Annotated in this window: 23 protein-coding genes and 2 tRNA genes; 12 read left to right on the top strand and 13 right to left on the bottom strand. The window is 69.4% G+C overall.

Annotation, left to right across the window (positions count from 1 at the left end; translation table 11 throughout):
• Positions 1-148 precede the first annotated feature (148 nt).
• Genes EOD73_RS00455 through EOD73_RS00465 form a run of 3 tightly spaced genes read right to left on the bottom strand, consistent with a single transcriptional unit; the run spans position 149 to position 3,528 of the window.
• Positions 149-970 (bottom strand): anti-sigma factor, encoded by an 822-nt coding sequence (locus EOD73_RS00455; protein WP_127679800.1) that lies wholly within the window; start codon positions 968-970, stop codon positions 149-151.
• Positions 967-1,578 carry a sigma-70 family RNA polymerase sigma factor gene (locus tag EOD73_RS00460; RefSeq protein ID WP_205702390.1) on the bottom strand — a complete coding sequence of 204 codons (612 nt, stop codon included), beginning with the start codon at positions 1,576-1,578 and terminating at the stop codon, positions 967-969. Before EOD73_RS00460 ends, EOD73_RS00455 begins: the two co-directional genes overlap by 4 nt.
• A 48-nt stretch (positions 1,579-1,626) precedes the next feature.
• Positions 1,627-3,528 carry a hypothetical protein gene (locus EOD73_RS00465; protein WP_164845905.1) on the bottom strand — a complete coding sequence of 634 codons (1,902 nt, stop codon included), beginning with the start codon at positions 3,526-3,528 and terminating at the stop codon, positions 1,627-1,629.
• A 123-nt stretch (positions 3,529-3,651) separates the two neighbouring features.
• Between EOD73_RS00465 and EOD73_RS00470 the strand changes: the two genes are divergently transcribed.
• Both EOD73_RS00470 and EOD73_RS00475 read left to right on the top strand, forming a co-directional pair.
• Entirely contained in the window at positions 3,652-4,215 is a 564-nt protein-coding gene (locus tag EOD73_RS00470; RefSeq protein WP_127679806.1) for a YaeQ family protein, read from the top strand.
• Positions 4,216-4,309: 94 nt separating this feature from the next.
• On the top strand, positions 4,310-6,481 hold the full coding sequence (locus tag EOD73_RS00475; RefSeq protein ID WP_240660540.1) for a S46 family peptidase: 2,172 nt from the start codon (positions 4,310-4,312) through the stop codon (positions 6,479-6,481).
• A gap of 77 nt (positions 6,482-6,558) precedes the next feature.
• Here EOD73_RS00475 and EOD73_RS00480 read toward each other — a convergent pair whose 3' ends face one another.
• Entirely contained in the window at positions 6,559-7,704 is a 1,146-nt protein-coding gene (locus EOD73_RS00480) for an alpha-hydroxy acid oxidase (RefSeq protein WP_127679808.1), read from the bottom strand.
• Here EOD73_RS00480 and EOD73_RS00485 point away from each other — a divergent pair.
• Together EOD73_RS00485 and rraA are read left to right on the top strand one after the other, a co-directional pair.
• On the top strand, positions 7,685-8,143 hold the full coding sequence (locus EOD73_RS00485; protein ID WP_240660541.1) for a YbaN family protein: 459 nt from the start codon (positions 7,685-7,687) through the stop codon (positions 8,141-8,143). The two genes, EOD73_RS00480 and EOD73_RS00485, sit on opposite strands and share 20 nt — an antisense overlap.
• On the top strand, positions 8,140-8,631 hold the full coding sequence (gene rraA, locus EOD73_RS00490) for a ribonuclease E activity regulator RraA (RefSeq protein WP_127679810.1): 492 nt from the start codon (positions 8,140-8,142) through the stop codon (positions 8,629-8,631). The genes EOD73_RS00485 and rraA overlap by 4 nt, the downstream gene beginning before the upstream one ends.
• Before the next feature lie 9 nt (positions 8,632-8,640).
• Here the strand turns inward: rraA and EOD73_RS00495 are convergent, their stop codons facing one another.
• The 7 genes from EOD73_RS00495 to mfd all read right to left on the bottom strand — a co-directional run bounded on the left by EOD73_RS00495 (position 8,641) and on the right by mfd (position 16,712).
• Complete coding sequence (locus EOD73_RS00495; RefSeq protein WP_127679812.1) at positions 8,641-9,408, bottom strand: substrate-binding periplasmic protein; 768 nt, start codon at positions 9,406-9,408, stop codon at positions 8,641-8,643.
• A gap of 31 nt (positions 9,409-9,439) precedes the next feature.
• Positions 9,440-10,234, bottom strand: a complete 795-nt coding sequence (locus tag EOD73_RS00500) for a head GIN domain-containing protein (protein ID WP_127679814.1) — start codon at positions 10,232-10,234, stop codon at positions 9,440-9,442.
• On the bottom strand, positions 10,231-10,980 hold the full coding sequence (locus tag EOD73_RS00505) for a LytR/AlgR family response regulator transcription factor (protein ID WP_127679816.1): 750 nt from the start codon (positions 10,978-10,980) through the stop codon (positions 10,231-10,233). The genes EOD73_RS00500 and EOD73_RS00505 overlap by 4 nt, the downstream gene beginning before the upstream one ends.
• A gap of 4 nt (positions 10,981-10,984) precedes the next feature.
• On the bottom strand, positions 10,985-12,079 hold the full coding sequence (locus EOD73_RS00510; RefSeq protein WP_164845906.1) for a sensor histidine kinase: 1,095 nt from the start codon (positions 12,077-12,079) through the stop codon (positions 10,985-10,987).
• Positions 12,080-12,157: 78 nt separating this feature from the next.
• Positions 12,158-12,865 carry a phosphoserine phosphatase SerB gene (serB, locus tag EOD73_RS00515; protein WP_127679820.1) on the bottom strand — a complete coding sequence of 236 codons (708 nt, stop codon included), beginning with the start codon at positions 12,863-12,865 and terminating at the stop codon, positions 12,158-12,160.
• Complete coding sequence (locus tag EOD73_RS00520) at positions 12,865-13,251, bottom strand: hypothetical protein (RefSeq protein WP_127679822.1); 387 nt, start codon at positions 13,249-13,251, stop codon at positions 12,865-12,867. The genes serB and EOD73_RS00520 overlap by 1 nt, the downstream gene beginning before the upstream one ends.
• A complete protein-coding gene (gene mfd, locus EOD73_RS00525; protein ID WP_127679824.1) occupies positions 13,248-16,712 on the bottom strand; it encodes a transcription-repair coupling factor in 3,465 nt (1,154 codons plus the stop codon). The genes EOD73_RS00520 and mfd overlap by 4 nt, the downstream gene beginning before the upstream one ends.
• A 192-nt stretch (positions 16,713-16,904) precedes the next feature.
• On the opposite strand from mfd, the gene tolB reads away from it, so the two are divergent.
• The 8 genes from tolB to EOD73_RS00565 all read left to right on the top strand — a co-directional run bounded on the left by tolB (position 16,905) and on the right by EOD73_RS00565 (position 22,511).
• Positions 16,905-18,176 (top strand): Tol-Pal system beta propeller repeat protein TolB, encoded by a 1,272-nt coding sequence (tolB, locus tag EOD73_RS00530; RefSeq protein WP_127679826.1) that lies wholly within the window; start codon positions 16,905-16,907, stop codon positions 18,174-18,176.
• 76 nt (positions 18,177-18,252) lie between these two features.
• Positions 18,253-18,780, top strand: coding sequence for an OmpA family protein (locus tag EOD73_RS00535; RefSeq protein WP_127679828.1), 528 nt, complete (start codon positions 18,253-18,255; stop codon positions 18,778-18,780).
• Positions 18,780-19,550, top strand: coding sequence for a tol-pal system protein YbgF (gene ybgF, locus EOD73_RS00540; protein ID WP_127679830.1), 771 nt, complete (start codon positions 18,780-18,782; stop codon positions 19,548-19,550). Before EOD73_RS00535 ends, ybgF begins: the two co-directional genes overlap by 1 nt.
• A gap of 52 nt (positions 19,551-19,602) precedes the next feature.
• Positions 19,603-20,676, top strand: coding sequence for a YeeE/YedE family protein (locus tag EOD73_RS00545; RefSeq protein ID WP_127679832.1), 1,074 nt, complete (start codon positions 19,603-19,605; stop codon positions 20,674-20,676).
• Entirely contained in the window at positions 20,673-21,464 is a 792-nt protein-coding gene (locus EOD73_RS00550; protein WP_127679834.1) for a tRNA threonylcarbamoyladenosine dehydratase, read from the top strand. The genes EOD73_RS00545 and EOD73_RS00550 overlap by 4 nt, the downstream gene beginning before the upstream one ends.
• Before the next feature lie 40 nt (positions 21,465-21,504).
• Positions 21,505-21,580: transfer RNA gene (locus tag EOD73_RS00555), tRNA-Lys, on the top strand.
• A 36-nt stretch (positions 21,581-21,616) separates the two neighbouring features.
• Positions 21,617-21,692: transfer RNA gene (locus EOD73_RS00560), tRNA-Lys, on the top strand.
• A 261-nt stretch (positions 21,693-21,953) separates the two neighbouring features.
• Positions 21,954-22,511 (top strand): Crp/Fnr family transcriptional regulator, encoded by a 558-nt coding sequence (locus EOD73_RS00565; protein ID WP_127679836.1) that lies wholly within the window; start codon positions 21,954-21,956, stop codon positions 22,509-22,511.
• A gap of 43 nt (positions 22,512-22,554) precedes the next feature.
• On the opposite strand, the gene EOD73_RS00570 is transcribed toward EOD73_RS00565, so the two are convergent.
• Together EOD73_RS00570 and EOD73_RS00575 are read right to left on the bottom strand one after the other, a co-directional pair.
• The gene (locus tag EOD73_RS00570; RefSeq protein WP_127679838.1) at positions 22,555-23,748 is read right to left on the bottom strand and encodes a patatin-like phospholipase family protein; all 1,194 of its coding nucleotides are present in this window, start codon (positions 23,746-23,748) and stop codon (positions 22,555-22,557) included.
• Between the two features lie 18 nt (positions 23,749-23,766).
• Positions 23,767-25,056, bottom strand: coding sequence for a methyl-accepting chemotaxis protein (locus EOD73_RS00575; protein WP_127679840.1), 1,290 nt, complete (start codon positions 25,054-25,056; stop codon positions 23,767-23,769).

Here is a 25,056-nt window from a genome sequence, read left to right on the forward strand (position 1 = left end):
CAGCAGAAGCCCCAGATGTCAACGGATGTGAAAACCATCCCCGAGGAAGTCTGTGCATCCGGTGGGCGGGGCGGGGCGTAGCGGCCCAGAAGCAACGACGCCCCGTTGCCCTGGCGGGCCAACGGGGCGTGCGTCGGGCGCGGTCGGGTCAGACGCCGAGCACCGCGCCCTTGAACAAGACCGGCCCGGTGGGACCGCGTTCGCTGGGCACGCCGCCCAGGGGCTCCAAGCTCACGGCCAGCACGCGCTGGTCGTTCACGTCGGTTTGGGCCGCTGCCAGCTGTGCCCGCGTCTGGCGCCCCAGAACCCCCAAGCTCTTGGGGGCTTGGCCCGGCGCGAGGGTCCAGAGTTGCAGCGACTTCTCGTCGGCTTCTTGGTAAGTGCCCACGCGCTTGACCTGCAGTTGCTGGCGCTGCGGGTCGAAGGTGACCAGCAAGGCCGCGCCGGAGCGTTCGTCGCTGAGCACAGCCACCTGGCCCACGCGGTGGATGTTGGCCAACTCCGCCTGCGCCTGCTGGGCGGCTTGCGCCTGTCCGACGAGTTGCTGGCGCAGTTGCCCCAGGTCGCCTTGCCAGCGCCGCTCTTGCAGCTGCCCCCAACCCACGGCAGCGACCAAGGCCAGGCCCAGCCCGGCACTGACCCAGCCCCAGCCCAGCGCCCGCGCGCCGCCGCGCGCACCGGGCCGCGGCGCGTTGGGCCGTGGGGCCGTGGCCGACACGGCCCCTCCGCGGCGCAGGGCCAGGTCGGCCCGCAACACCGCTTCGATGCGCGGCCACAGCGCGGCCGGCGGCGCCACCTCGGGGACCAATTCGGTCAAGCCCGCCAAATGGTGCTGCCACCGCAGCACGGCCTCGCGCACCTCGGGGTGCTGGCGGGCCAGGGTTTCGAGCCGGCGGCGGGCACCGCCCTGCAGCGTGCCCAGCACGTAGGCGGCGGCGATCAGTTCGAGGCGTTCTCCTTGCAGCTTCATGCCAGGCCTCCTGCAAAGGCGCTGAGGCAGCCGCGCAACTGCAGCAGCCCACGGCGCACCCAGCTCTTGACCGTGCCCAAGGGGACGCTGAGCTGGGCGGCCAGTTCGCTGTGGCTCAGGTCGCGAAGGTAGGCCAGGGCCACGGCGTCGCGTTGCTTGGCCTCGAGCTTGCTTAGGCAATGGTGGAGGGTGCGCGACAGCTGGCTGGCCTGCAGGCGCTCGTCGGGTCCGGCCTCGGGGTCCACCAAGCGGGCCGCCAAGGGCTCTTGCTCGCCGTCGCCGTCGTCGTCCAGGGACACGGCATCGGCCCGCGCCGACTGCCGGCGTCGCCGCAGGTCCAGCGCACGGCTGCGCACGATCATGCCCAGCCAGGCCATGGGAGGCGACAAGCTGGCGCGGTAGTCGCCCGCGTTGCGCCAGACCTGCAAAAAGGCCTCTTGCAGCGCGTCTTGCGCCAAATCACGGTGCTGCAGCACCTGCAAGGCCAGGCCGTACAGCCGGGGCGCGGCCGCGTCGTAGAGCTGGCGCAAGGCGTCGGCATCGCCGGCGGCCACGCGGTCCAAGACCAGGACCAGCTCGTTGTGGGAATCGGATGAAATGGGGTTCATGGCTGGCATACGACCGCCGGACGGGTTTGGATGCAGGGGCGCGCCGATTCAGGGGGCCAAGGTGTAGCGCGTGAGCAATTGTTGTCCGCGCACGTCTTCGGCCACCAGCCAAATCTCATGCCCCGTGGGCGTGCCGTTGCTGGCGCTCACCCCGGGCAGGCGCACCTCGGTTTGGTCGTCGATCACGAGGAAGAAGGTGTCGGCCCGGTTGGCGTACCGGATGACGATGCGCAACTCGATCAAGCGCAAGTCGGGCTGGGCGGCCACCCAGGGGCCCCATTTCAGGCTCAGGCCGTTGGCCAGGCCGGCCACGGTGAGTGGGGCGCTGGTGCTGGGGCCGTCCAGGCTGGGGTGGCGGGCCGCGGCGGGCAGCAGCACGGTGGCGGGCAAGAACGCCCGGCGCGATTCGCTGACCGTGCCGCGCAGGTAGCTCAAGGTGTAGCGGGCACCGCGCTGGGCGTCCACGCCCGTCAGCCAACTGGTGGTGGTGGCCTGCAGGAATTGGTCCAGCAGGCCGCCGGTGGACAAAGTGCTCGTCGCCCCTGGGGTCGACAGGCACATGAGCGGGCGCAGGCAGGTGGCCAGGGGCACGGCGAAGCCCGAAGGGGCTTGGGCGGTGGTTTGCGTCAGGCCGCTGTCGGGCACCTCGATGGCCACGCCGGCGCTGGGGTTGGGCAGGCTGGTTTCGCTGCGCCCCTGGGCGTCCAGGCGCAGCAGGCTGCTCGGGCGCAAGGCCAGGGCCACGTACTTGCCGTTGCCGATGAGCTTCCAGCGCTTTTGTGTCGTGTTGTAGGTGACGGCGTTGAGCAGCCGGGCCTTCACGGCGCCGTTGCGGTCGGTCAGGGCGCCGGCCACCAGCACGCGAAGGCAATCGCCGGTCTTGGCCACGTCGTCGGCGCAGCCCGTCACCTGCAGCGGCCCCAGTTGGAGGCCGGCGGCCCCCCAGGCGGCGAACTGGGCGGCCAAGGCGTCGCTGTCGACCCCGTCGTGGCGCTCGTAGCCGTACAGCACCGCGTTGGTGTCGGTCACGGTGGAGCCGGTGCGCAGCGCCTTGTAGTCGTCGGCCGGTGCCGCGCGGGCCAGCATGGGGTTGACCGTGGTGGCCACGCCGTCGATCAGGCTGGCGTTGGTCAGCACCGTGGCCGCGCCGCTGGTCACCTTGAGCGTGCTGGTGATGGCATTGGCGGGCACGGCCCCCGTCGTTTTCAGCAGTTCGGCGCGCGCCGTGGCCAGGTCGATTTCCACCTCGGCCGCCGGCGAGGCCAAGAACTTGCTCGACAGTTGCAGCTTCGGGCTGCTGTTGCCGTCCAAGCCCACCCGCAAGGCCTCGAGCAGCAGGTCGGCAGGGCTCTTGGCCGTGGCGAAGCCGCTGTTGCTGAGGAGGTCCAGGGCCGTGGCCGTGATCTTCAAGTCGCCCAGCGAGGTCTTGATCACGGTTTTCAAGAAGTCGGAGGCCGCGGTGCTCAGCGCCGTGGTGGCCGTGGGCAAAGCACTGTCGGCGGGCTTGAGGAAGGCGGCGTGGGGGTCGGCGCCCAGCACCAAGGCGGCATGGGCCTGGGTGAGCGGGGTGATGTGCGCGGTGGTGCTGGCGCTCAGTTCGGTCAGCACGGTGTGCAGCATCACCCACTGGCCGGCGGCATCGCGGCCCCGCGCCTGCAGCAACAGCGGCAGGGTGGGCGTGGCGGTGTTGAGGGTCAGCGAATAGCTGCCGTCCGTCGGGTGGGCGGTGGCGCTGCCCACGGCCGTGCCCTTGGCGTCCACCACCGCCACCAGCGCCCCCCCCAGCGGGGCGCCCACCGAGGCCACGCCACGCAGCACGGCCGCGCTGGGCGCCGGCGTGGACGCGCCAGGGCTTGTCGTCGCGGCCCCGCCGCCTCCGCCCCCCCCGCATGCGGCGAGCAAGGCCGAAGCGGCAAGGGCGAGAAGCCAGGAAAGGGCGGTCGGGCGCATGGCGGCGTGGGGGTCGAAAGGGTGCCCCGATTCTCAAAGCCATGCCCGCGCGCCCCGCCGAGAAATGGGCGGTCCTGGCCCTGCATTTCCGCCGCCCACGGGGCGGCCACCGATACTGCCGCCATGGCCCTCAAGAGCACGATCTTCAAAGCGAACCTGGCCGTGGCCGACATCGACCACGCCTATTACGCCGACCACAACCTGACCCTGGCTCGCCACCCGAGCGAAACCGACGAGCGCATGATGGTGCGCTTGGTGGCCCTGGGCCTGCACGCCCACGAGCTGCAGACCCGCTGCAACGGCGACGCGACCCTGGCCTTCGGGGCCGGTCTGAGCGACGCCGACGACCCCGACGTGGTGCTGACCGACTACACCGGCGCCAAGCGCCTGTGGATCGAGGTCGGCCAGCCCGACGACAAGGCCTTGCAAAAGGCCTGCAGCAAGGCCGAGGCCGTGGTGGTCTACGCCTTCGGCCCCACGGCCGAGGTGTGGTGGCGGGGCATCGAAACCAAGCTCACCCGCCTGGACAAGCTCCAGGTGTGGCGACTGCCTCACGCGGCGATGGCCGAGTTGACCGCCTTGGCCGAGCGCAGCATGCAATTGCAGGCCACGGTGCAAGAGGGCCACTTGATGCTGACCGGTGGCGCCGGCGGCAGCGTGGATTTGGAGCCGATTCGCTGGAAGTAAGGGTCGTGCGGTGTGGCGCGCCATGGCCGATGGCACATGCGCGCCGCCCGAAAGCTGGGTAGCGTGCCGGGTTTTGCTTTTTCGCTTGCCCACCATGAGCCCCAAGACCCTGGCCCGCGCGCTGCGCTGGGCGCCCCTGACCCTCGCCATCGGCCTGGCGCATGCCAACGAAGGCATGTGGATGCCCGCCCAGTTGCCCGTGATCGCCAAGGACCTCAAGGCCACCGGCTTGGCCCTGGACCCGGCCAAGCTCACGCAACTGACCCAGTTCCCCATGGGCGCGATCGTCAGCCTCGGGGGCTGCACGGCGTCCTTCGTGTCGCCCCAGGGCCTGGTGGTCACCAACCACCACTGTGCCTACGGCAGCATCCAGTTCAACAGCAACCCGCAGCGCGACCTGCTGAAGAACGGCTTCTTGGCCGCCAGCTTCGCCGAGGAACTGCCGGCCGCGCCCGGCAGCCGGGTGCTGGTGACCGAGGCCGTGCGCGACGTGACGGCCGAGGTGCTGACCCCCGCCGTCAAGGCCTTGCAAGGCAAGGCCCGCGTGGACGCGATCGAAGCCCGCCAAAAGGCCCTGGTGGCCGAGTGTGAAAATGCCCAGGGCTACCGCTGCAACGTGGTGTCGTTCTACGGCGGCCTGCAGTACCAGCTGTTCACGCAGTTGGAAATTCGCGACGTGCGCCTGGTGCACGCCCCGGCCGACATGGTTGGTCGCTTTGGCGGTGACACCGACAACTGGATTTGGCCCCGCCACACGGGCGATTACAGCTTCTACCGCGCCTACGTGGGCCCGGACGGCAAGCCGGCCGACTTCAACGCCGCCAACAAGCCCTACACGCCCAAGCACCACCTCAAGCTCGCCAGCAGCCCGCTGAACGAAGGCGACTTCGTCATGGTCACCGGCTACCCTGGCCGCACCAGCCGCCACGCGCTGCCGGCGGAGGTGGACTTCACCTTCGGCTGGCTGCGTCCGCGCAACATCCAGGCCTTCGGCGATTGGCTCGACATCATCAAGCGCGAGACCACCGGCCGCCGCGACGCCGAGATCAAGCTGGCCAACACCGTGGCCGGCTTGGGCAACGCCCACAAAAACTGGGAGGGCCAGCAGGCCAGCTACGAGGGCAGCGACATCCTGGCCCGCAAGCAGGCACAGCACGAGGCCCTCAAGGCCTGGGTGCAGGCCGACGCCAAGCGCCAGGCCGAGTTCGGCGCCAGCCTGGCGCGCATCGACGCCCTGCTGGCCGAAGGCCAAGCGCAGAGCAAGCGCGACTTCCTGCTGAGCCTGAGCGCGCCCGCCCTGTTGGGCACTGCCCGCGACCTGCTGCAAAACGCCCACCAGCGCGCGCTGCCCGACGCCGAGCGCAAGGCCGGCTTCCAAGACCGCGACCTGCCCCGGCGCAAGGCCGGCCTGGAGGCCTTCGAGCGCCGTTTTGACGCGCAGACCGAAAAGGCCAAGGTCGTGCATTTCCTGACCCAGTACCTGGCCCAACCGGCCGAGCTGCTGAACGCCGGCTACTTGCAAGCCCTGGGCCTGCAAGCCGGCATGAGCGCCGAGGCCGTCAAGGCGCGCGTGGAGGCGCTGCACGCGCAAACCCAGCTGACCGACAAGGCCGAGCGCTTGGCCTGGCTGAGCCGCACGCCGGCCGAGTTCGCGCAAAGCAGCGACCCCTTCATCGCCGCCGCGGTCGCCCTGTATGCCGACGACCAAGCCCGCGAAGCCCGCGCCAAAGAGCTGGCCGGCCAGGTCCAGCAGGCCTATGCCGACGTGATGAAGGCCCGCATCGCCCACAAGGCGAGCCAGGGCCAGGCGGTGTACCCCGACGCCAACGGCACCCTGCGCGTGAGCTTTGGCAAGGTCGCCGGCCGCGAGGGCCCGGACGGCAGCGTCTGGACGGCGTTCACCACGCTGCGCGGCATCACGGCCAAGCACCAGGGCAAGGGCGACTTTGACGCCCCGGCCGAGCAACGGGCGGCCATCCAGAAGGGCGAGTTCGGCCCCTACGGCGTCAAGTCGCTGAACAGCGTGCCGGTGAACTTCCTGGCCACCCTGGACACGACCGGTGGCAACTCCGGCTCGCCCGTGCTCAACCGCAAGGCCGAGCTCGTGGGCCTGCTGTTCGACGGCACGCTGGACGCCGTGATCAGCGACTGGGACTTCAACCCCAAGACCACCCGCAGCATCGTGGTGGACGCGCGCTACATGCAGTGGCAGATGCGCTATGTGGACAAGGCGGATCGCCTGCTGAAGGAAATGGGCGCGCTGTGAGCGTTGCCCGTTGAAGGTGAAAGGGGCCCTCTTCGGAGGGCCCCTTTCTTTGTGGGCGCGCCGCCGCTCGAAGGGCGTCAGCGGCGTGCCGACGCCAACACCCGCCCATCCACCTCCACCAAGCGCCGGTGCCCACAAAACGCCATCGTCAGGTCCAGCTCCTTGTGCAGGATCTCCAGGCACTTCGTGACCCCGGCCTCGCCCATCGCCCCCAACCCGTACAGGAACGGCCGCCCGATGTAGGTGCCCCGCGCCCCGAGCGCCCAGGCCTTGAGCACGTCCTGCCCGCTGCGGATGCCGCCGTCCATGTGCACCTCGATCTCGCGCCCCACCGCCTGCACGATGCGCGGCAACACGGCGATGCTGCTTTCCGCGCCGTCCAGCTGGCGTCCGCCGTGGTTGCTGACGATCAGGGCGTCGGCACCGCTGGCCACGGCCAAGCGGGCGTCTTCTTCGTCCAGGATGCCCTTGAGGATCAGCTTGCCGCCCCAGCGTCGCTTGATCCATTCGACGTCGCCCCAGTTCAGGGCCGGATCGAACTGCTCGGCCGTCCAGCTCGACAGGCTGCTCAAGTCGCCCACGCCTTTGGCGTGGCCGACGATGTTGCCGAAGCTGCGCCGCGGCGTTTGCAGCATGTTCCAGCACCAGCGGGGCTTGGTGGCCAGGTTGATCAGGTTGGCCAGGGTGGGCTTGGGCGGGGCGGAGAGGCCGTTCTTCAGGTCTTTGTGGCGTTGCCCCAAGATTTGCAGGTCCAGGGTCAGCACCAGCGCGCCGCAGCCGGCGGCCTTGGCGCGGTCGATCAGGGCTTCGATGAAGGCGCGGTCCTTCATCACGTAGAGCTGAAACCAAAAGGGCTTCGTGGTCACCGAGCGCACGTCCTCGATGGAGCAGATGCTCATCGTGGACAGGGTGAAGGGCACGCCAAAACGCTCGGCGGCACGCGCCGCGAGCATCTCACCGTCGGCGTGCTGCATGCCGGTCAGGCCGGTGGGGGCCAAGGCCACGGGCATGGCCACGGGCGTGCCCACCATGGTCGCGGCGGTGCTGCGGTTCTCCAAGTTCACGGCCACGCGCTGGCGCAGCTTGATGGCCTGGAAGTCGGCCTCGTTGGCGCGGTAGGTGCTCTCGGTCCAACTGCCGGCGTCGGCGTAGTCGTAAAACATGCGCGGCACACGCCGTTGGGCCAGGCGGCGAAGGTCTTCGATGCAAGTGACGACGGGCATGGGCGGCGACCCCGGGTGGCAAGATGGCGCCATGTTGCCGCAAGCGCCCGAGGTTCCTGCCACGCCCGCCAAGCCACGTCCCTGGCGCGTGCTGTGGATCGCTGCGGGCTTTCTCAGCTTGGCCCTGGGCCTGCTTGGGGTGGTCACGCCGATCTTGCCCACCGTGCCCTTCGTGCTGCTGGCCGCCGCTTGCTTTGCCCGCGGCAGTGCGCGCTGGGAGGCCTGGTTGCTGGCCCACCCGCGGTGGGGGCCGATGGTGCGCGACTGGCGCGCCACGCGCAGCGTGCCCCGTCGGGCGAAGTGGTGGGCCAGCGGCATGATGGCCCTGTCCTGCGGCCTCGCCGCCTGGCGAGCGCCCTGGTGGGCCTCGCTGCTGGCCGCGCTGATGTGCCTGAGTGTGGCCACTTGGTTGTGGCGCTTGCCGGATTCGAAACGATGAACCTCTCCACCTGCGATCTCTGCGACCTCCACAAAGGCGACGACCCGGGCGTGTTCCGGGTGATGCCGGGCAGCCGATGGCGCTCCTACGGCGGCGCGCCCGGCATGGCGGGCCTCATCAGCACAGTGCGCTGCCTGGAGGACAACACCCAGGTCAAGGCCGCCGTGGAAGGCCCGGGCCAGGGCCGGGTGCTGGTGGTCGACGGGGGCATGAGCCTGCGCCGGGCACTGCTGGGGGGCAACCTGGCCGCCGCGGCCGCGCGAAACGCGTGGGCGGGCCTGTTGATTCACGGGGCGGTGCGCGACTTGGCCGAGTTGCGCGCGCAGCCGATCGCCATTTGGGCGCTGGGCCACGTGCCTTTGCCCACGGAGCGCTTGGGGCAGGGCCTGCGCGACGTGCCGCTGCTGATCGACGGCACAGCCATTCGCCCCGGCGAGTGGCTGCTGGCCGACGAGGACGGGCTCGTCGTGCACCCCACGCCTCTGTGAGGGCCGGCCTCAGGGCGGGGACGCGGGCGCGTAGCGGTCGAGGATGCGCTGCACCTCGCCCTCGGCCATCAAGGCCTTGAGGGCGGCGTTGATGGCCTTCAGCGACAGGCTGGACTTGGGCGACAAGGCGCAGGGCGCGACAAAGCGGCCAACGACCAACTCCTCGCGCAGGCCCAGCTCTGGGTGGCGGCGTTGCAGGTCGCTCAACACGAGGTGGTCGGTCAGGGCGTAGGCCATGCGCCCGGCCATCAGCTTGCGCAGGTTGGCCGTCATGTCGATCGCGTTGTCGCGCCGGAAGCCTGGCCCCAGCGCCTTTTCCACCTCGGGATGGTGGTAGCCCAGCACGGTGCCAAGGGGCTGGTCGGCCAACTGGCGCAGTTGGTGCAAGGCCGGCGCATCGCCCCGGGCGGCCACCACCTCGGCGTTGGGCAGCACCGGCACCGTGAACAGGAAGTCGCTGCCGATCCACTGCGGCCGGGTGTAACAAAGCAGGTCGCCCGCGCCATCGCGCAAGGCTTGGGGGGCTCGCTTGCTGGGCAGGCTGAGGTAGCGGGCCCGTAGGCCCAGCCGTTGGGCCAGCGCATCGCCCAGGTCCTTCACGATGCCGCCGCTCAGGCGCTCGCCCGTGAAGGTGGACAGCGGCGCCGTGTGATTGGTGGCGGCGATGAAGACCACCTCGCCCGGGGCGGCCGCGACCCGGAGGGCCATGGCCGTTGCCGTGGCCAGGGCGAGCAGGGCCTTCAGGCGGAAGCGGCGGGCGGCGGGTCGGAGGGCCATGGTGTCCGCCAGTCTTGCACAGGCCAGCGCGTCAGGGGGCCGGCGGGAACACCGGCACTGGGGGCAAGGCCGAAGGCGGCGGCACGGGCGTGGGGCGGGGGCCTCGGTCGGTGTAGCGCGTCACGCCACTGGATTTCTTGCTGACCACGGGCGTGCCGAAGTACTCCACGGTGCCGATGCCGGTGATGCTGGCATCCAAGGTTTTGTGCACCCACAAGCGCGCCTTGCCCAGGCCGCTGATGCTCACCTTGGCTTGCTGAGCCTCTAAATCGGCGCCGAAGAAGTCGCCCTTCCCCGCGATGTTCACGGTCAGGGTGGGGGCCCGTCCGGTGAAATGCCCATCGCCGGCCCCTGAGACCGAGAACACCAAGCGCTCGGTTTGAAGTTTGTCGAACCGGGCCACCGCCGCCCCAGAGATGTCGACCTGCAGTTGCGCCAGCGTGACGGGTTCGGACGACACAAAGTTGGCCGCGCCCGAGATCTTCAGCGAGCGAAGGTCACGCGCCACCAGGACCATCCGTGTGCGCTGCTGTGTGCTTCGCCAGAACTTCCAGGAGCCGCGATTGCGCACCACCAAGCGCTTGCCCTCCAGGGTCACGTCAACCTCACCCAGCACTTCGGCGTCGCCTTCCACGAACAGTTCGTCGCGGTCGCCCTGAAGGAAGCGCACGGTGGCCACGCCCGTGAGGTAGACGCTGTCGAAGGGGCCTGGCGCGAAGGTCTTGCCGGGCACGGCCTCGAGGTTGGCGCGCGCCGGCGCGGCGATCAGGCCCACGCAGCCCACCAGGACCCAGGCGAAACGCAGGCGATGCGAAGCGCGGGTCATAGCGACTGGGCCCGAAGTTCCTTGGACACCTCGCGGCTGGCCGTGAAGCGGCTGCCGTCGCGCAGCTGCACCACGAGTTGCGAGCTGTCGTCGGGCGTCATGCTGTCGACGAAGTCGAGGTTGACGATGCAGCTGCGGTTGACCTTGAGGAAGCGCTGCGGGTCCAGGCGCTGGCCAAAGTGCGTGATGGGCAGGCGCACCAGGTAGGTCTTGCCGCCGGTGACGATGGCGGTGTACTTCGTGTCGGAGCGCAAGTGCTCGATGCGGTCCACGTGCAGGGGCACGATGCGCCCCATGTCCCGCACCAGCAGGCGCTGCAGGGGCTCGGGGCTCTCGCTGCTGGCGGCTTCCAGCGCGCGCAGTGGCTCGGCGCCGGTGTTGCCTTGTTGCGCGATGACGTGCTGCACCGCCTCTTCGAAACGGTCCCGGGCGAAGGGCTTGAGCAGGTAGTCGACCGCGTGCAACTCGAAGGCGGTGAGTGCGTGTTCGTCGTAGGCCGTGGTGAAGATCACCGCGGGCAGGCGCCGCTCGGGGTCGCTGGCCAGCGCGCGCAGCACCTGCAGGCCGGTCATTCCCGGCATCTGGATGTCCATCAGCACCAGGTCGGGCTGGTGCTCCTCGATGGCGGCCAGCGCGCGCACGCCGTCGCCCACCGCGTCCACCAGGCTCAGCTGGGGCATGGCTTGCACCCACTCCACCAGGCCTTCGCGGGCCAGGGGTTCGTCTTCGGCGATCAAGGTTCGCATGGGCTCAACTCCGGGGGAGGTGGATGTCGACGGTGAAGCCCTGGCCCGGGGCGCTGCTCACCGCCCAGCCGGCGCGGCCGTCGTAGTCGAGTTCGAAGCGACGCTGCAGGGCCGAGAGACCGATCCCGCGGCCGGTGGGGCTCGCGTCGCTCGGGCGGGGCCACTCGCAGCCGGCGCCGTCGTCCTGCACGCGCAGGTGCAAGGCTTGCGGGCTGCATTGGGCGCGGATGGTCAGCAGGCCGCCGTCCACCTGGGGGGCGATGCCGTGACCGACGGCGTTCTCCACCAGGGGTTGCAGGCTCAAAGGGGGCAAGGCTTCGTCTTCGGCCTCGGGGGCAATGTCCCACTCGACGCGCAGGCGCGGCCCCAGCCGCAGTTGTTCCAGCGCCAGGTAGTCGCGCACGAAGCCCAGTTCCTCGCGCAGGCTCACGCGGGCGTCGGGCAGGCGGGTGCTATCGAGCACGTAGCGCATCATGCGCGAGAAGCCCAGCAGGGCCGATTCCGCCCGCGCCGGGTCGCGGCGGACCAGCATCAAGAGCGAGTTCAAGGTGTTGAACAGGAAGTGCGGGTTGAGCTTGCCGCTGATGGCCGACAGCTCGGCGCGCACCAAGGCGGCCTCGGTCTGGGCGGCCTTGAGCGCCGCGCTGTGGGCCCGCTGCGCATTGAGCACACCGCCGAAGCCGAAGACCAGCACGCCGTAAACGAACAGGCCCCAGGCCCCGCGCCACACCAGGCCTTGCTCGAAGGTGGCCGAGGCGTGCGCGGCGCCGAAGAACAGCCAGGCCGTCGCCACGTCCAAGCCCTGCCACAGGGCGGCAAACACCACGGCCCCCAGCGCATGCCAGCCCAAGCGCACCGCCAGCCGGCGGGGGCGTTGTTGCAGCGCCCGCGTCCAGGGCCAGGCCAGGGGGCCCAACAGGAAGGCCGGCCCCAGGTTCCAGGTGGCTTCGTACAGGCCGAACCAAAAGCGCCCGGCGTCCCGCTGCCAATCGGTGCCGGCCACGGCGTAGAGCAGCCAGCACATCAGGCACAGCAGCGCGTAGGCCAGCCACAGCCGGCGGAAGGGCCGGCGTTGGGGCAGGGCGTGGGCGGGGGGCATGGCGGTCATCCTAGGCAGGCCTTGCTGCGTTCGCAGCTGCGCTGCGACGAAATGCGACCCCGAGGGCGGCAAGTGCGGTCAGGCGAAGGCCTCGAGCAAGCGGTCCAGGCCGCCGGCTTGGATGGCCACGGTCGCCTGCTCGCGCACCTTGGGCTTGGCGCAGTAAGCGACCGACAGCCCGGCCACGCCCATCATGGGCAGGTCGTTGGCGCCGTCGCCCACGGCGATGGCCTGGCGGGGGGACAGGCCCCAGCGGGCGCAGTGCTCTTCGACGAATCGGCGTTTCTCGGCGCCGTCGACCACGTCGCCCCAGTCTTGTTGCACCACCCGGCCGGTCAGGCGGCCGTCGGCGACCTCCAGCGCGTTGGCGCGCACCACGTCCATGCCCAACTCGGCCGCCACAAAGCGCGTGAAGTGCGTGAAGCCGCCCGACACCAGGCCCAGGCGCAGGCCCGCCGCCTTGAGCGCGGCGCACAGCTCGCGGGCCCCAGGGTTGAAGCGCAACCGCTCTTTCAGCACGCGGTCCAGCAAGGCCTCGGGCTGCCCGGCCAACAGGGCCAGGCGGCGCGACAGGGACTCGCGAAAGTCGGTGATTTCGCCGCGCATCGCGGCCTCGGTGATGGCGGCCACCTGCTCGCCCACCCCGGCCAATGCGGCGATCTCGTCGATGCACTCGATCGCGATCAAGGTCGAGTCCATGTCAAAGGCGGCGAAGCGGTAGTCGCTCAGGCGCGGTCGGGGGCCGCGCAGCCACAGGTCGGGGGCCAGTTCCAAGGCAGGGGGCATCACTTGAGTTCTTTGCGAAGTTCGGCGGGCAAGCAGGTCCAGTCGCCGTTGACGGGGCCGAAGACCGTGCGCTGCCCGTCGGGGCTGCGGGCGGCGACGATGTAGACGGTGCCGTCCTTGGCACGCCAGCCGATGCGGTACCAGTGGCCTTTGCCGAGGGTGGCCGGCTCTTGCAGCACGACGTTGACGTCCAGGTCGTTCATCGCGCCCGGCGCCACGGGCAGCCGAGGCAGGGTCGGGATGTCGGCCTTGGGGATGCAGTAGCGCAAGAAGGGCGCGATCTCGTTGAGCGCCGACGAGCGCCAGGCGTTGTCGGCGATGACCAAGGGCTTGGCCCCGGCCACCGACGCCAGGCCCAGGAGGGCCAAGGGGATCCACGCTTTCATGCCAACTCCTTCGGTGGACCGATCAATCGCAGGATTTCGCGCACGCAGTGGGCCCGGTCCATGGGGTCCGACAGCGACTTGTCGATGCGCAGTTTGTCGTTGCCCACCAGCTTGATGCTCGGATTTTTCTGCACCAGTTGGATGACCCGCATCGCTTCGATGGGGGGATTGGGCTTGAACAAGATGTTGATCACGCCCGGTGCGGCGTCAATCCTGACCACGCCATAGGGTTGTGCCAGCACGCGCAGGCGGTGGGTGTCAAAGAGGGTCTGGCCCTGCGCCGGCAGCTTGCCGAAGCGGTCGGTGGTCTCTTCCAGCAGCGCGTCGATGTGCTCGGCCTTGCTGGTGCTGGCCAGGCGCTTGTACAGGCTCAGGCGCACGTGCACGTCGCCGCAGTAGCCGTCGGGCAGCAGGGCGGGGGCGTGGAGGTTGATCTCGGTGGTGGCCGGCAGGGGGTTGGCCAGGTCGGGCTCGCGGCCGCTCTTGAGCGCCCGCACGGCCTCGGCCAGCATGTCGTGGTAAAGCTGGTAGCCCACCTCCATCATGTTGCCGCTCTGCTTCTCGCCCAGCACCTCGCCAGCGCCGCGGATCTCCAGGTCGTGCATGGCCAGGTAGAAGCCGCTGCCCAACTCTTCCATGTCTTGGATGGCCTGCAGGCGCTGCGCGGCCTGCTTGGTCAGGCCCTCGATCTCGGGCACCAAGAGGTAGGCGTAGGCCTGGTGGTGGCTGCGGCCCACGCGGCCGCGCAGCTGGTGCAGCTGCGCCAGGCCGAATTTGTCGGCGCGGGCGATGACGATGGTGTTGGCGCTGGGCACGTCGATGCCGGTCTCGATGATGGTCGAGCACAGCAGCAGGTTGTGGCGCTGGGCCACGAAGTCGCGCATCACGCGCTCGAGCTCGCGCTCGGGCATCTGGCCGTGGGCCACCGCGATGCGCGCCTCGGGCACCAGCTCTTCGAGCTTTTGCCGGCGGTTCTCGATGGTGTCGACCTCGTTGTGCAGGAAGTAGACCTGCCCGCCGCGCTTGAGCTCGCGCAGGATGGCCTCGCGGATGGTGCCGCTGCTCTCGTTTCGCACGAAGGTCTTGATGGCCAGGCGGCGCTGGGGCGCGGTGGCGATCACCGAGAGGTCGCGCAGGCCTTCCATGGCCATGCCCAAGGTTCGCGGGATGGGCGTGGCGGTCAGCGTGAGCACGTCCACTTCCGCGCGCAGGGCCTTCATGGCCTCCTTGTGGCGCACCCCGAAGCGGTGCTCTTCGTCGATGATGACCAGGCCCAGGCGGGCGAACTTCGTGTCGGGGCTCAGCAGCTTGTGCGTGCCCACCACGATGTCGATGGTGCCGTCCTCCAGGCCTTGCTGCGCCGCCTTGATTTCCTTGGCGGTGCGGAAGCGGCTCATCTCGGCCACCTTCACCGGCCATTGGCTGAAGCGGTCGGCGATGTTCTGCGCGTGCTGCTCGGCCAGCAGGGTGGTGGGCGCCAGCACGGCCACCTGCTTGCCGCCCATCACGGCCACAAACGCCGCGCGCAGGGCCACCTCGGTCTTGCCAAAGCCCACGTCGCCGCACACCAGCCGGTCCATGGGCCGGGGGCTGATCAGGTCTTGGATCACGGCGTGGATCGCGGCGCGCTGGTCCACCGTTTCTTCGAAGCCAAAGCTGGCGGCAAAGGCCTCGTAATCGTGCGGGCTGTAGCGGAAGGCGTGGCCTTCGCGGGCCGCGCGGCGGGCGTAGAGGTTCAGCAGCTCGGCGGCGGTGTCGCGCACCTGCTCGGCGGCCTTGCGCTTGGCCTTTTCCCACTGGCCGCTGCCCAAACGGTGCAGCGGGGCCTCTTCGGCGCTGACGCCGGTGTAGCGCTGGATCAGGTGCAACTGGGCCACGGGCACGTAGAGCACCGCCTCGTCGGCGTAGGTCAGGTGCAAGAACTCGCTCGCCCCTTGGCCGATGTCCATGTGCTTCAGGCCTTGGTAGCGGCCGATGCCATGGCTCAGGTGCACCACCGGGTCGCCGACCTTGAGCTCGCTCAGGTCCTTGATCAGGGCCTCGACGTTGCTGGCCTGCTCCTGCCGCCGCCGGCGTCGCGTGCTGGGCGTGGTGGCGAACAGCTCGGTCTCGGTGACCAGCTGCAACTGGCGCAGTTGATCCCCTGAGCCCTCGATCCAAATGAAGCCCTGCGCCAGGGGCGCGGCCAGCAGGGCGAACTTCTCGCCGCTGGCGTCGAACTCGGCCAGGTCCTTGACGCTGGGCGCATCCAGCTTGTGCTCGCGCAGCAGGTCCAGCAGGCTTTCGCGGCGGCCTTCGCTTTCGGCCAGCAGCAGCACCTTGTGCGGCGTGGTGTCCAGGTGCCGGCCCAGGCGCGCCAAGGGCTCTTGCGCGCCGCGCTCGATGCTCACGTCGGGCAGGGGGCGGGCGTAGTCCACCGGCTCGCTTCCGCGCACTGTCAGCGTCGCCAGGGGCTGGGTGCAGGCGAACAGCTGTTCGGGCCGCAGGAAGAGGCTTTCGGGCGGCAGGATGGGCCGCTCCGGGTCGGTCACCAAGAGCTTGTGGCGCTCGCGCGTGTCTTGCCAGAAGCGTTGCAGGGCCTCGTCCACCTCGCCCAGCAGCGCCACGCTGGCGCCGGGGCCCAGGTAGTCGAAGAAGGGCACGGTCTCGTCGAAGAACAGCGGCAGGTAGTACTCGATGCCTGCTCCGGCCAGGCCCTCGCCCATGTCCTTGTACAGGCGCGCCTTGCTCGGGTCGCCGTCCAGGTGCTCGCGCCAGCGGCCCCGGAAGGCCGTCCGGGCGCCCTCGCTCATCGGGAACTCGCGGCCCGGCAGCAGGCGCACCTCGGGCACGGGGTAGAGGCTGCGCTGGCTGTCGGGGTCGAAGACGCGGATGGAGTCGACCTCGTCGCCGAACAGGTCCACGCGGTAGGGCACCAAGGAGCCCATGGGGAACAGGTCGATCAGGCTGCCGCGCACCGCGTACTCACCCGGGCTCACCACCTGGCTGACGTTTTGGTAGCCGGCCAGCACCAACTGGGCGCGGAAGGCGGCCTCGTCCAGCTGTTGGCCCTTTTTGAAATGGAAGGTGGTCGCAGCCAGAAAGCTGGGCGGTGCCAGCCGCGTCAGGGCCGTGGTGGCCGGCAGCAGCACCACGTCCAAGTCGCGCTGCTCGCGCGACTTGCCCTGCGCCTGCAGCAAGCGCCACAGCGTGGCCAAGCGCTCGCTGATCAGGTCGTGGTGGGGGCTGAAGCGGTCCCAGGGCAGGGTTTCCCAATCGGGGAACACGGCCACGCGCAGCCCCGGCGCGAACAGGGGCAGTTCGGCCTCCAGGCGCTGTGCGTCGCCCGGCTCGGCGCACACGATGGCCGTCACGCTCCCCTGCTGTTCGGCAAAGCGCGCCAGCAGCAAGGCGTCGGCGGAGCCATAGGGGCGGGGGGCTTGGTGGCGTTTGCCGGCGGCGACGGGCGGGAGCAGGGGCATCTCAGAAACGACGAAAGCCCCGGAAGACGGGGCGAGGCCCGATTGTAGAAAGTCGCCTCCAGGCAGGCCCGTGTGGGGGCGATGGCGTGGGCGATCGGCCCCGACCGCGGTCCGCGCGGCGGCGCCTGACCGGCGAAGGGCTTTGGGCGGGCGGCAGAATCCGCGCCGTCCGGATTCCTGTTGTTGCCCGCCATGAGCTTGCGCCGCCGCCACCTGATCGCTTCCGCCTTGGCCTCGCCGGTGCCCGTTTGGGCGCAGTTCCGGGTCGAGGTCTCGGGGCAGGGCGCCACGCAACTGCCGATCGCCATTCCCGAGTTCCGGGACGAAGCGCGCTCGCCCCAGCCCGTGTCGGCCATCGTGCGCGCCGACCTCGAGCGCTCTGGGCAGTTCCGACTGGTGGACGCCAGCGCTGCCGCGGGCTTGTCGGAGTTGTCGAGCCCGAACTTGGCCGATTGGCGCGGCAAGCAGGCCGATGCCTTGGCCGCAGGCTCCGTCACCCGACTGGCCGACGGCCGCCACGACGTGCGCTACCGACTGTGGGACGTGGTGGCTGCCAAGGACCTGGGCGCTGAGTCGCAGGTGGTGCAGGCCGAGGACCTGCGGCTGGCGGCGCACCGGGTGGCCGACGCCATCTACCAAAAGCTCACGGGGGAGCGCGGGGTCTTTGCCACGCGCCTGGCCTACGTCGCGAAAACCGGCAGCCAGTACCGCTTGCTGGTGACCGACGCCGACGGCGAAGGCGGTCGCGTGGCCGTGACGAGCCCGGAGCCGATCATCTCGCCCGCCTGGTCGCCCGAAGGGCGCAGCCTGGCCTACGTCAGCTTCCACACCGGCAAGGCCGTGGTCTACCTGCAGGACCTGACCACCGGGGCCCGCCGCGCCCTGGCCGACTTCCGGGGCACGAACAGCGCACCGGCCTTTTCGCCGGACGGCCAGCGCGTCGCGTTGACCTTGAGCCTGAACGGGGGCTCGCAGCTGTACTCGATCCACCGCGATGGTTCGGGCCTGAAGCGCCTGACGCAGACCCTGGCGATCGACACCGAGCCGACCTACAGCGCCGACGGCCGCACGATCTACTTCGTCAGCGACCGCGGTGGCGGCCCCCAGATCTACCGCATGGGGGCGGACGGCGGCACGGCCGAGCGCGTGAGCTTCAACAGCCCCTACAACGTCAGTCCCAGCGTGAGCCCCGACGGCAAGTGGCTGGCCTACATCAGCCGCCTGGACGGGGCCTACAAGACCTGCGTGATGGACCTGCTCAGCGGCCAGGTTCGCGTCATCAGCGACACCAGCGAGGACGAATCCCCCAGCTTCGCGCCCAACAGCAAGCTGCTGGTCTACGCCAGCCGCGCCCAGGGCCGCGACGTGCTGGTCACCTCCACGCTGGACGGCCGCGTCAAGGCCAAGCTGGTGGTGCCCAACGCCGACATCCGCGAACCGGCATGGGGACCGTTCTCGAAGTGATCCCTGATTTTGCGGGGGGTGGTTGGCTTGGGCGACAATCCGGGCTTCCCCTGTTTCCTTCTTTCCGCACCTCACCATGACGATGCATCGCTTTGCCCTGGCCGCTTTGGCCGCCGCTGCCCTGGCCGGTTGCTCCACCACCAAGCTGGACGAGCCAGCTGCGAAGGCGCCCGTTGAAACCCGTCCGGCAGCGCCGACGCCGGCACCGGTGAACACGGTGCCGGAAAGCAAGGTCCAGTCCGTGGACCTGGGCGCCGAGCTGACCAAGGCCGTGGCCGACAAGCGCGTTGTGTACTTCGACTTCGACAGCTTCGTCGTCAAGGACGAGTACCGTGGCCTGGTGGACGCCCACGCCAAGCGCCTGCTGCAAATCAAAACCCAGAAGCTGAGCCTGGAAGGCCATGCCGACGACCGTGGCAGCCGCGAGTACAACCTGGCCCTGGGCCAGAAGCGTGCCGAAGCCGTGGCTCAGCAGCTGACCCTGGCCGGCGTGCCCGCCGCCCAAGCCGAGCCCGTGAGCTTCGGCAAGGAGCGTCCGGCTGTTCAAGGCACCGGCGAAGCCGTGTGGGCCAAGAACCGCCGCGTCGAGATCAAGGACAAGTGATGGTCCTGGCCTGGCGCTCGCTGGCCCTGGTGGCCGCCCTCAGCTGGACTGGGGCGGCCCACGCCGGCCTCTTCGACGACGACGAAGCGCGCAAGGCCATTCTCGATCTGCGCGCCAAGGTCGTGGCCTTGGAAGAGGCCAACAAGAAGCTGGCGTCGGCGCAAGAGGTGCAAGACCAGCTGACCGCCCTGCGGCGCAGCATGGCCGAGCTCGTCAACCAGAACGAAGCGCTGCGCGCCGAGTTGGCGAAGCTGCGTGGCACCAACGAGCAGTTGGCCCGCGATTTCGCCGACACCCAGCGCCGCCTGGCCGACCAGTTGCAGGGCTTCGACGCCCGCCTCAAGCCGCTGGAGCCGCTGAAGGTGGCGCTCGATGGTAAGGAGTTCCAGGCCTCGCCCGAGGAACGCAACCAGTACGAAGCCGCCATGGGACTGCTGCGCCGTGGCGAGTTCGACGATGCGGGTGCGGCGTACCAAGGCTTCCTGAAGCGCTTCCCGGCCTCGGGCTACAGCGACACGGTTCGCTTCTGGTTGGGCAACGCCCAGTACGGGCAGCGCCAGTACCGCGAGGCCGTGGCCACCTTCAAGGCCTTCTTGTCGGGCAATCCTTCGCACCCGCGTGCCGCCGAGGCCGCGTTGGCGCTGGCCAATTGCCAGATCGAGCTGAAGGACCTCAAGGCCGGCCGCCGCAGCCTCGAGGACGTGCTCAAGACCTACCCGGGCACGGAGGCGGCACAGGCCGCCAAAGAGCGACTCGCTTCGCTCAAGTGACTTGCCCCACAACGGCCCGCAAACGCGGGCCGTTTCCTTTGGACGCGCTGCCATGACCGACGCCCAAGTTCTTTCTCTCACCCATCAGGTCCTCGTCCTGGGTTTTGTCTTGGGCGGCGCCTTCGGGGCGCTGAGCCAACGCAGCCACTTTTGCGTGATGGGCGCGGTGGCCGATGTGGTCAACATGGGCGATTGGCAGCGAGCCCGGATGTGGGGCTTGGCCGTGGCCGTGGCCATGGCGGGTTTTGCCGGTTTGCAGGCCCTGGGTTGGCTGCAGGCGAGCCAGACCGCGTACGGTGGCCCCCGCCTGCTCTTGGCTTCGAACCTCGTCGGGGGCTTGCTGTTCGGGCTTGGCATGGTGTTCGCCTCAGGGTGCGGGGCCAAGACCTTGGTTCGTCTGGGCGGCGGCAACCTCAAAGCGTTGGTCGTGCTCTTGGTGATGGGCCTGAGCGGGTCGATGACCTTGCGCGGGCTCACTGCCGTGTGGCGCGACCGCAGCGTCGATCGCTGGGCCTTGGAGTTGGGTCACGCCCAGGACCTGGCCACATGGTCGGGGCTGCCGCTGCTGGGAGTGGGCCTTGCCCTGGCATTGGCCGCCTGGGCGCTGTGGCCTCGGGAGGGCCGCGGCCGCGTGGCCTGGGGCGCCGCCGTGGGCGCCGTGGTGGCCCTGGCCTGGGCGCTGAGCGCGCGCTGGGCCTTGGTCCCCGAACACCCCCAAACCCTGGAGGCGGCCTACCTGGGCACGACCCACAACCGCCCGGAGGCCTTGAGCTTCGTCGCGCCGATCGCCGGCCTCTTGGAGTACCTGCAGTACTTCAGCGACGGCACCCGGGTGCTGAACCTCGGCATCGTCTCAGTGCTTGGGGTCATCGCCGGTGCCGCGGCCATGGCCCTTTGGCGTCGCGAGTTCCGTTGGGAGGGCTTCCGGCACACTGAGGATTTGGCCTTTCACTTGGTGGGGGCGGTTTTGATGGGCGTCGGCGGCGTGACCGCCGTCGGGTGCACGGTCGGGCAGGGCCTCAGCGGCCTGTCCACCTTGAGCCTGGGCAGCCTGTTGGCGGTGCTGGGCATCGTCATGGGTGGGGTCCTCGGCGTGCGTTGGCAAACCTGGCGTTTGATGCGATGAACCCGCACGACGACGCCGACCTGGAGCGCCGCTTCGGGGGACTGCGACGCCTGCATGGCGACGCGGGCTACGCACGGCTGCGCGGCTTGCACGTGGTGGTGGTGGGCCTGGGCGGGGTGGGCTCGTGGACCGTGGAGGCGCTGGCCCGCTCGGGCGTGGCGGCGCTCACCCTTGTGGACCTCGACCACGTGGCCGAGTCCAACATCAACCGGCAAGTCCAAGCCCTCACCGCCACCCTGGGGCAGCACAAGGGCGAGGCTTTGCGCGATCGCATTGGTGCCATCCACCCAGGGTGCCAAGTTCGCGTGATCGATGCCTTTGTCGACGCCGAGAACTGGCCGGCGCTGCTCGGGGAGTCGGCCGTGCCCGATGCCGTCATCGACGCCTGCGACCAGGTGCGCGCCAAGGCGGCCATGGCGGCCTGGGCGCGTCGCAGCCGCGTGCCGTTCGTGTGCGTGGGCGCCGCGGGCGGCAAGCAATTGCCCCAGGCCCTCGACGAGGCCGACTTGGCCGAGACCACGCACGACCCTCTGCTCGCCAGCTTGCGCGCGCGCCTTCGCCGCGAGGCCGGGGCCCCGCGCCAAGGGCGCATCGGGGTGCGTTGCATCTTCAGCCGCGAGGCCGTGGCACGACCGTCCACGCCCGAGGGGGCGGCTTGCGCCGTGGACGGCACCCTCAACTGCGCTGGCTACGGCTCGAGCGTGATGGTCACCGCCAGCTTCGGGATGGCCGCCGCGGCCTCGGCCGTGGCCCAAGCCTTGAAAAAATCAACGCCAATCCTTGCCTGAGTCGAGGGTTTGTGTCTATACTGACGGGCTTTTCCGGAGCGGGTCGGTAGCTCAGTCGGTAGAGCAGCGGACTTTTAATCCGTTGGTCGCGAGTTCGAGTCTCGCCCGACCCACCAACAGCGCCTAGCAAGAGCGCTGCGCTGGAAAAGACAGGGCTCTTAGCTCAGTTGGTAGAGCAGCGGACTCTTAATCCGTTGGTCGAGTGTTCGAGTCACTCAGGGCCCACCAACATTCCTCGAAAGCCGGTCATCGCAAGTGACCGGCTTTTTTGTTGCCCGCAGCACCGGTGGCTGCAGCGAGTGGCTCACCCCTTGAGCCACTGGCTGCTTAGTCTGTGCTTGCCAGCCCAGCAAGCCTGGGCGCACGGATCAAGGGACGCCTGGGTCTTGTTTGGGGCTGGCGCCACGGGCATGCGGCGAAGTCCCGGGTGCTGCGTGCGCCGGCAGGCGGCACACTTCGCCCCTTGTTCTCGCCCAGCCTGCCTCGCCCGTGACCGTCCATCCCGCCGCCATGCGCACGCGTGCGCTCGAAGAATTCCCGGTGTTCTCGGCCCAAGCCGCCGAACTGCTCGCCGCGCCGAACAACACCATTCCCTTCCCGGTGGAGGACGCCTTGCGCTTGGTGCCCTACTTGCGGCTGGTGGAGGCGAACGCCGGCACCAAGCTGCTGGTCGAGGGCGATCGTTCGCACATCGGGCACCTGCTGCTGATCTTGGAGGGCAGCGTGTCGGTGGACATCGCCGACGGCGGTGAACTGGTGGAATTGGCGGTGCTGGGCGCCGGTCAGATCCTCGGCGAGTTGGCCCTGTTGGATGGGCAGCCGCGCTCGGCCAGTTGCACGGCGGTGAGCACCGTGCGTGCCGCCGGTTTGTCCCGCGTGGGCTTGCAACGCTTGGTGGCCGAGCAGCCGGCCGTGGCGGCGAAGTTTTTGGCCACGCTGGCGCAGCGAACCGGCGAGCGCCTGCGCGGCTTGGGCGACCAACTCAAGATGTACTCGCAGCTGGTGCAAAACCAGCAGCAGACCATCGCCAAGCTGCAAGAACGCTGATCGCCATGCCCGCTGGGCGCCAAGGGCCTGTGCGACGCGCCGCTCAGGGCAGCGCATGCACCGGGGTCCAGCCAAAAAACTCGCACACCTGCGACCGTTGACGCTCGGTGTCGGCCTCGCCCAGGGCGATCAGCGCCTGGGTGTAAGGGCCCTCGAAGAGCAGGTAGCTGGCCAGGGCGGCGCCTTGGCCATCGCCTTGTTGCACTCCCAGAGCGCGCAACAGCAGTCGCATGGGTTTGGGCAGCGCATCGATGTGCTGCGCCGCCAAGTCGTCCAAGCGTTGGCTGGGTGCGATCACCAGCAGTTGGACCTCGCGCAGGGGGTGGTGGTGGCGGACCTCGGGCGGAAGGGCGGCCAAGGTTCGGTTGATGCGCTGCAGGCGCTCCACATCCACGGCGAGTGCATCCAAAAAAATGCTCGACATGGCGTGCCCCGCCACATGGCCCAGGGTTGGGTACTGGGTGACGCTGCGCCGCTGCGCTTTGGGCTCGTGCATGCGGCCTGCGCCGATCACCAGCAAGCGGTCGGCCCCGAGGTGGATGGCCGGTGACAGGGGCGCGCCCTGGCGCATCGAGCCGTCGCCGAACCACTCGCCTTCGGCATGGTGCAGCAAACGCACCGCCGGGAAAACGAAGGGAATGGCAGCGCTGGCCAGCAGGTGCTCGTGCACCAACTGGGTCGGCACCGCCACGCGTTGCGAACGCACCCACGGGGACACCGGGACGGCCGATTGGTAGAAGGTGTGGTGATCGCCCTGTGTGTAGCTGGAAGCGCTGACGGCGACGGCGCGCAAATGGCGACGGGCCAGCATGGACGGCAGCCGGGCCATGGGCACCATGCGCTCGAGCAAGCCTTGCATGGGCGTGTTGTCCAGCAGCGAGCGCGGTTGGACGCGAGCCAAGGCCCACCCCAAGGACAACATGGTGAGCCATCGGGCGCCATTGCCCATGACGCCCAGGGAGTCGCTGCGGTATACCTGCCCGGCTTTGAAGTGCCGCCACACGTGCACCAGTTGCTCCACGGCCCCGGCAAAGTCGTCCGCCTGGCAGGCCAGGGCGGTGCCATTGATGGCCCCGGCCGAAGTGCCCGAGATGATCTGGAAGGGGTTGGAGGGGTCGAAATCGCTGCGTGCACTCTCGCGCCGGATCCGCATCAGCGCAGACAGCACACCGACTTGGTAGGCCGCCCGCGCGCCGCCCCCACTGAGCACCAAGCCGGTCAGGGGGCGCGCGCTCATCGCAGGAGCTCCAGGGCCTCAGAACAACTCGATGCGCGGGCCGCTGGCGCCGGCCAGCTCCAGCGGTGGGGCCCCGTCGTTGCGCGGCGCCTGCGGGTCCTGCGCATCCTGGGGCGCCAGCCCGACTGCGTGGGCAACGCGTTGGGAGTGCATGACGTAGTTGCGCGTCCACAGTTGGAGCAGTTCCTCCAGCAGCACCGGTGGCGGTGGCGCCCGACGGTCGATCAGCTCGTACAGCTGGGCAAAGTGCGTGGACAAGCCCGACAGCGCGTGGCTGATTTGCTCCAAGAGTTGGCGGTTGATGTCTTGGAACTGCATGTCGCCCAAGGTGTCGACGATGTCGGTGGTGACCTCGGCCATGCCGGCGTCCATGTCTTGGGACAGTTGCCCCAGGTAGGGGAGAACCTCGCCCAGTGTGCTGCTCATGGTTTGGATGTGCTGGGCGATCAGGTCCAGTTGGTCGGAGGCACTCTCGCCGATGTGCTCGTCCAGGTTGCGCGACTGCTCGTCGATGGCCTGGGCGGCGGAAGCGATGCCTTCCGTGACTTGCTGGGCCGCCTCGGCGGTCAGGGTCGACAACCGGCGCACCTCGCCGGCCACGACCTTGAAGCCCGCGCCGTCGGGACCGGCCCGCGCGGCTTCGATGGCCGCGTTGATGGCCAGCATGTTGGTCTTGCGCGCGATCTCCGTGATCAGCTCTGCCAAGGGGCTGAGCCCGCGCACCTGCTCGGCCGAGCGGCGAACCCGCTCGGTGAAGTTGCGCCGGGTCGCTTCGAAGGCCTCTTGGTGGCGCGCCAACTGGCTGACTGCCGCCGCGTGCTTCGTGGCTTGGCTCAGCGAGTCCGACGACAAGGACTCCGAGCGTGCCACCGCTTCGACGATGCGGGACTGCAGGGCGCTGGTGTTCCGGTGGACGCGGCACATCCGCTCGCCCATGGACATCACGGCGGTTTCGGAGGTCTGGATGGTGGCACTCACTTGCTGCTTCAGAACCGAGAACGCTTGTTGCAAGGTGTAGATGTCGTGGGCCACCACGGCGGCGGGGTCTTTGCGAGACGCTGTGATCGCCTGCGTGCGGGGCTGCCGCCACTGGTGCAACAACCAGCCGCCGGCAAAGCCCAATGCCAGGTAAGCAAGCTCGCCATAGCTCAAGACGGTGGGGGCCAGCGGCGGCACGAGGCTCAGGGCGATGGCCACGCCCATCAGCATCAGGTCGCTCGGGCTGGGGCGCCAGCCTGACGGACCCGAGTCGCCCTTGGCGTCCTCGGGATGCGGGTCGGAGGCGTGGGGGTCGGGACTTGCGCTCAT

It is taken from the genome of Inhella crocodyli, assembly GCF_004004565.1.
GTDB classification, from domain to species: Bacteria; Pseudomonadota; Gammaproteobacteria; order Burkholderiales; family Burkholderiaceae_C; genus Inhella; species Inhella crocodyli.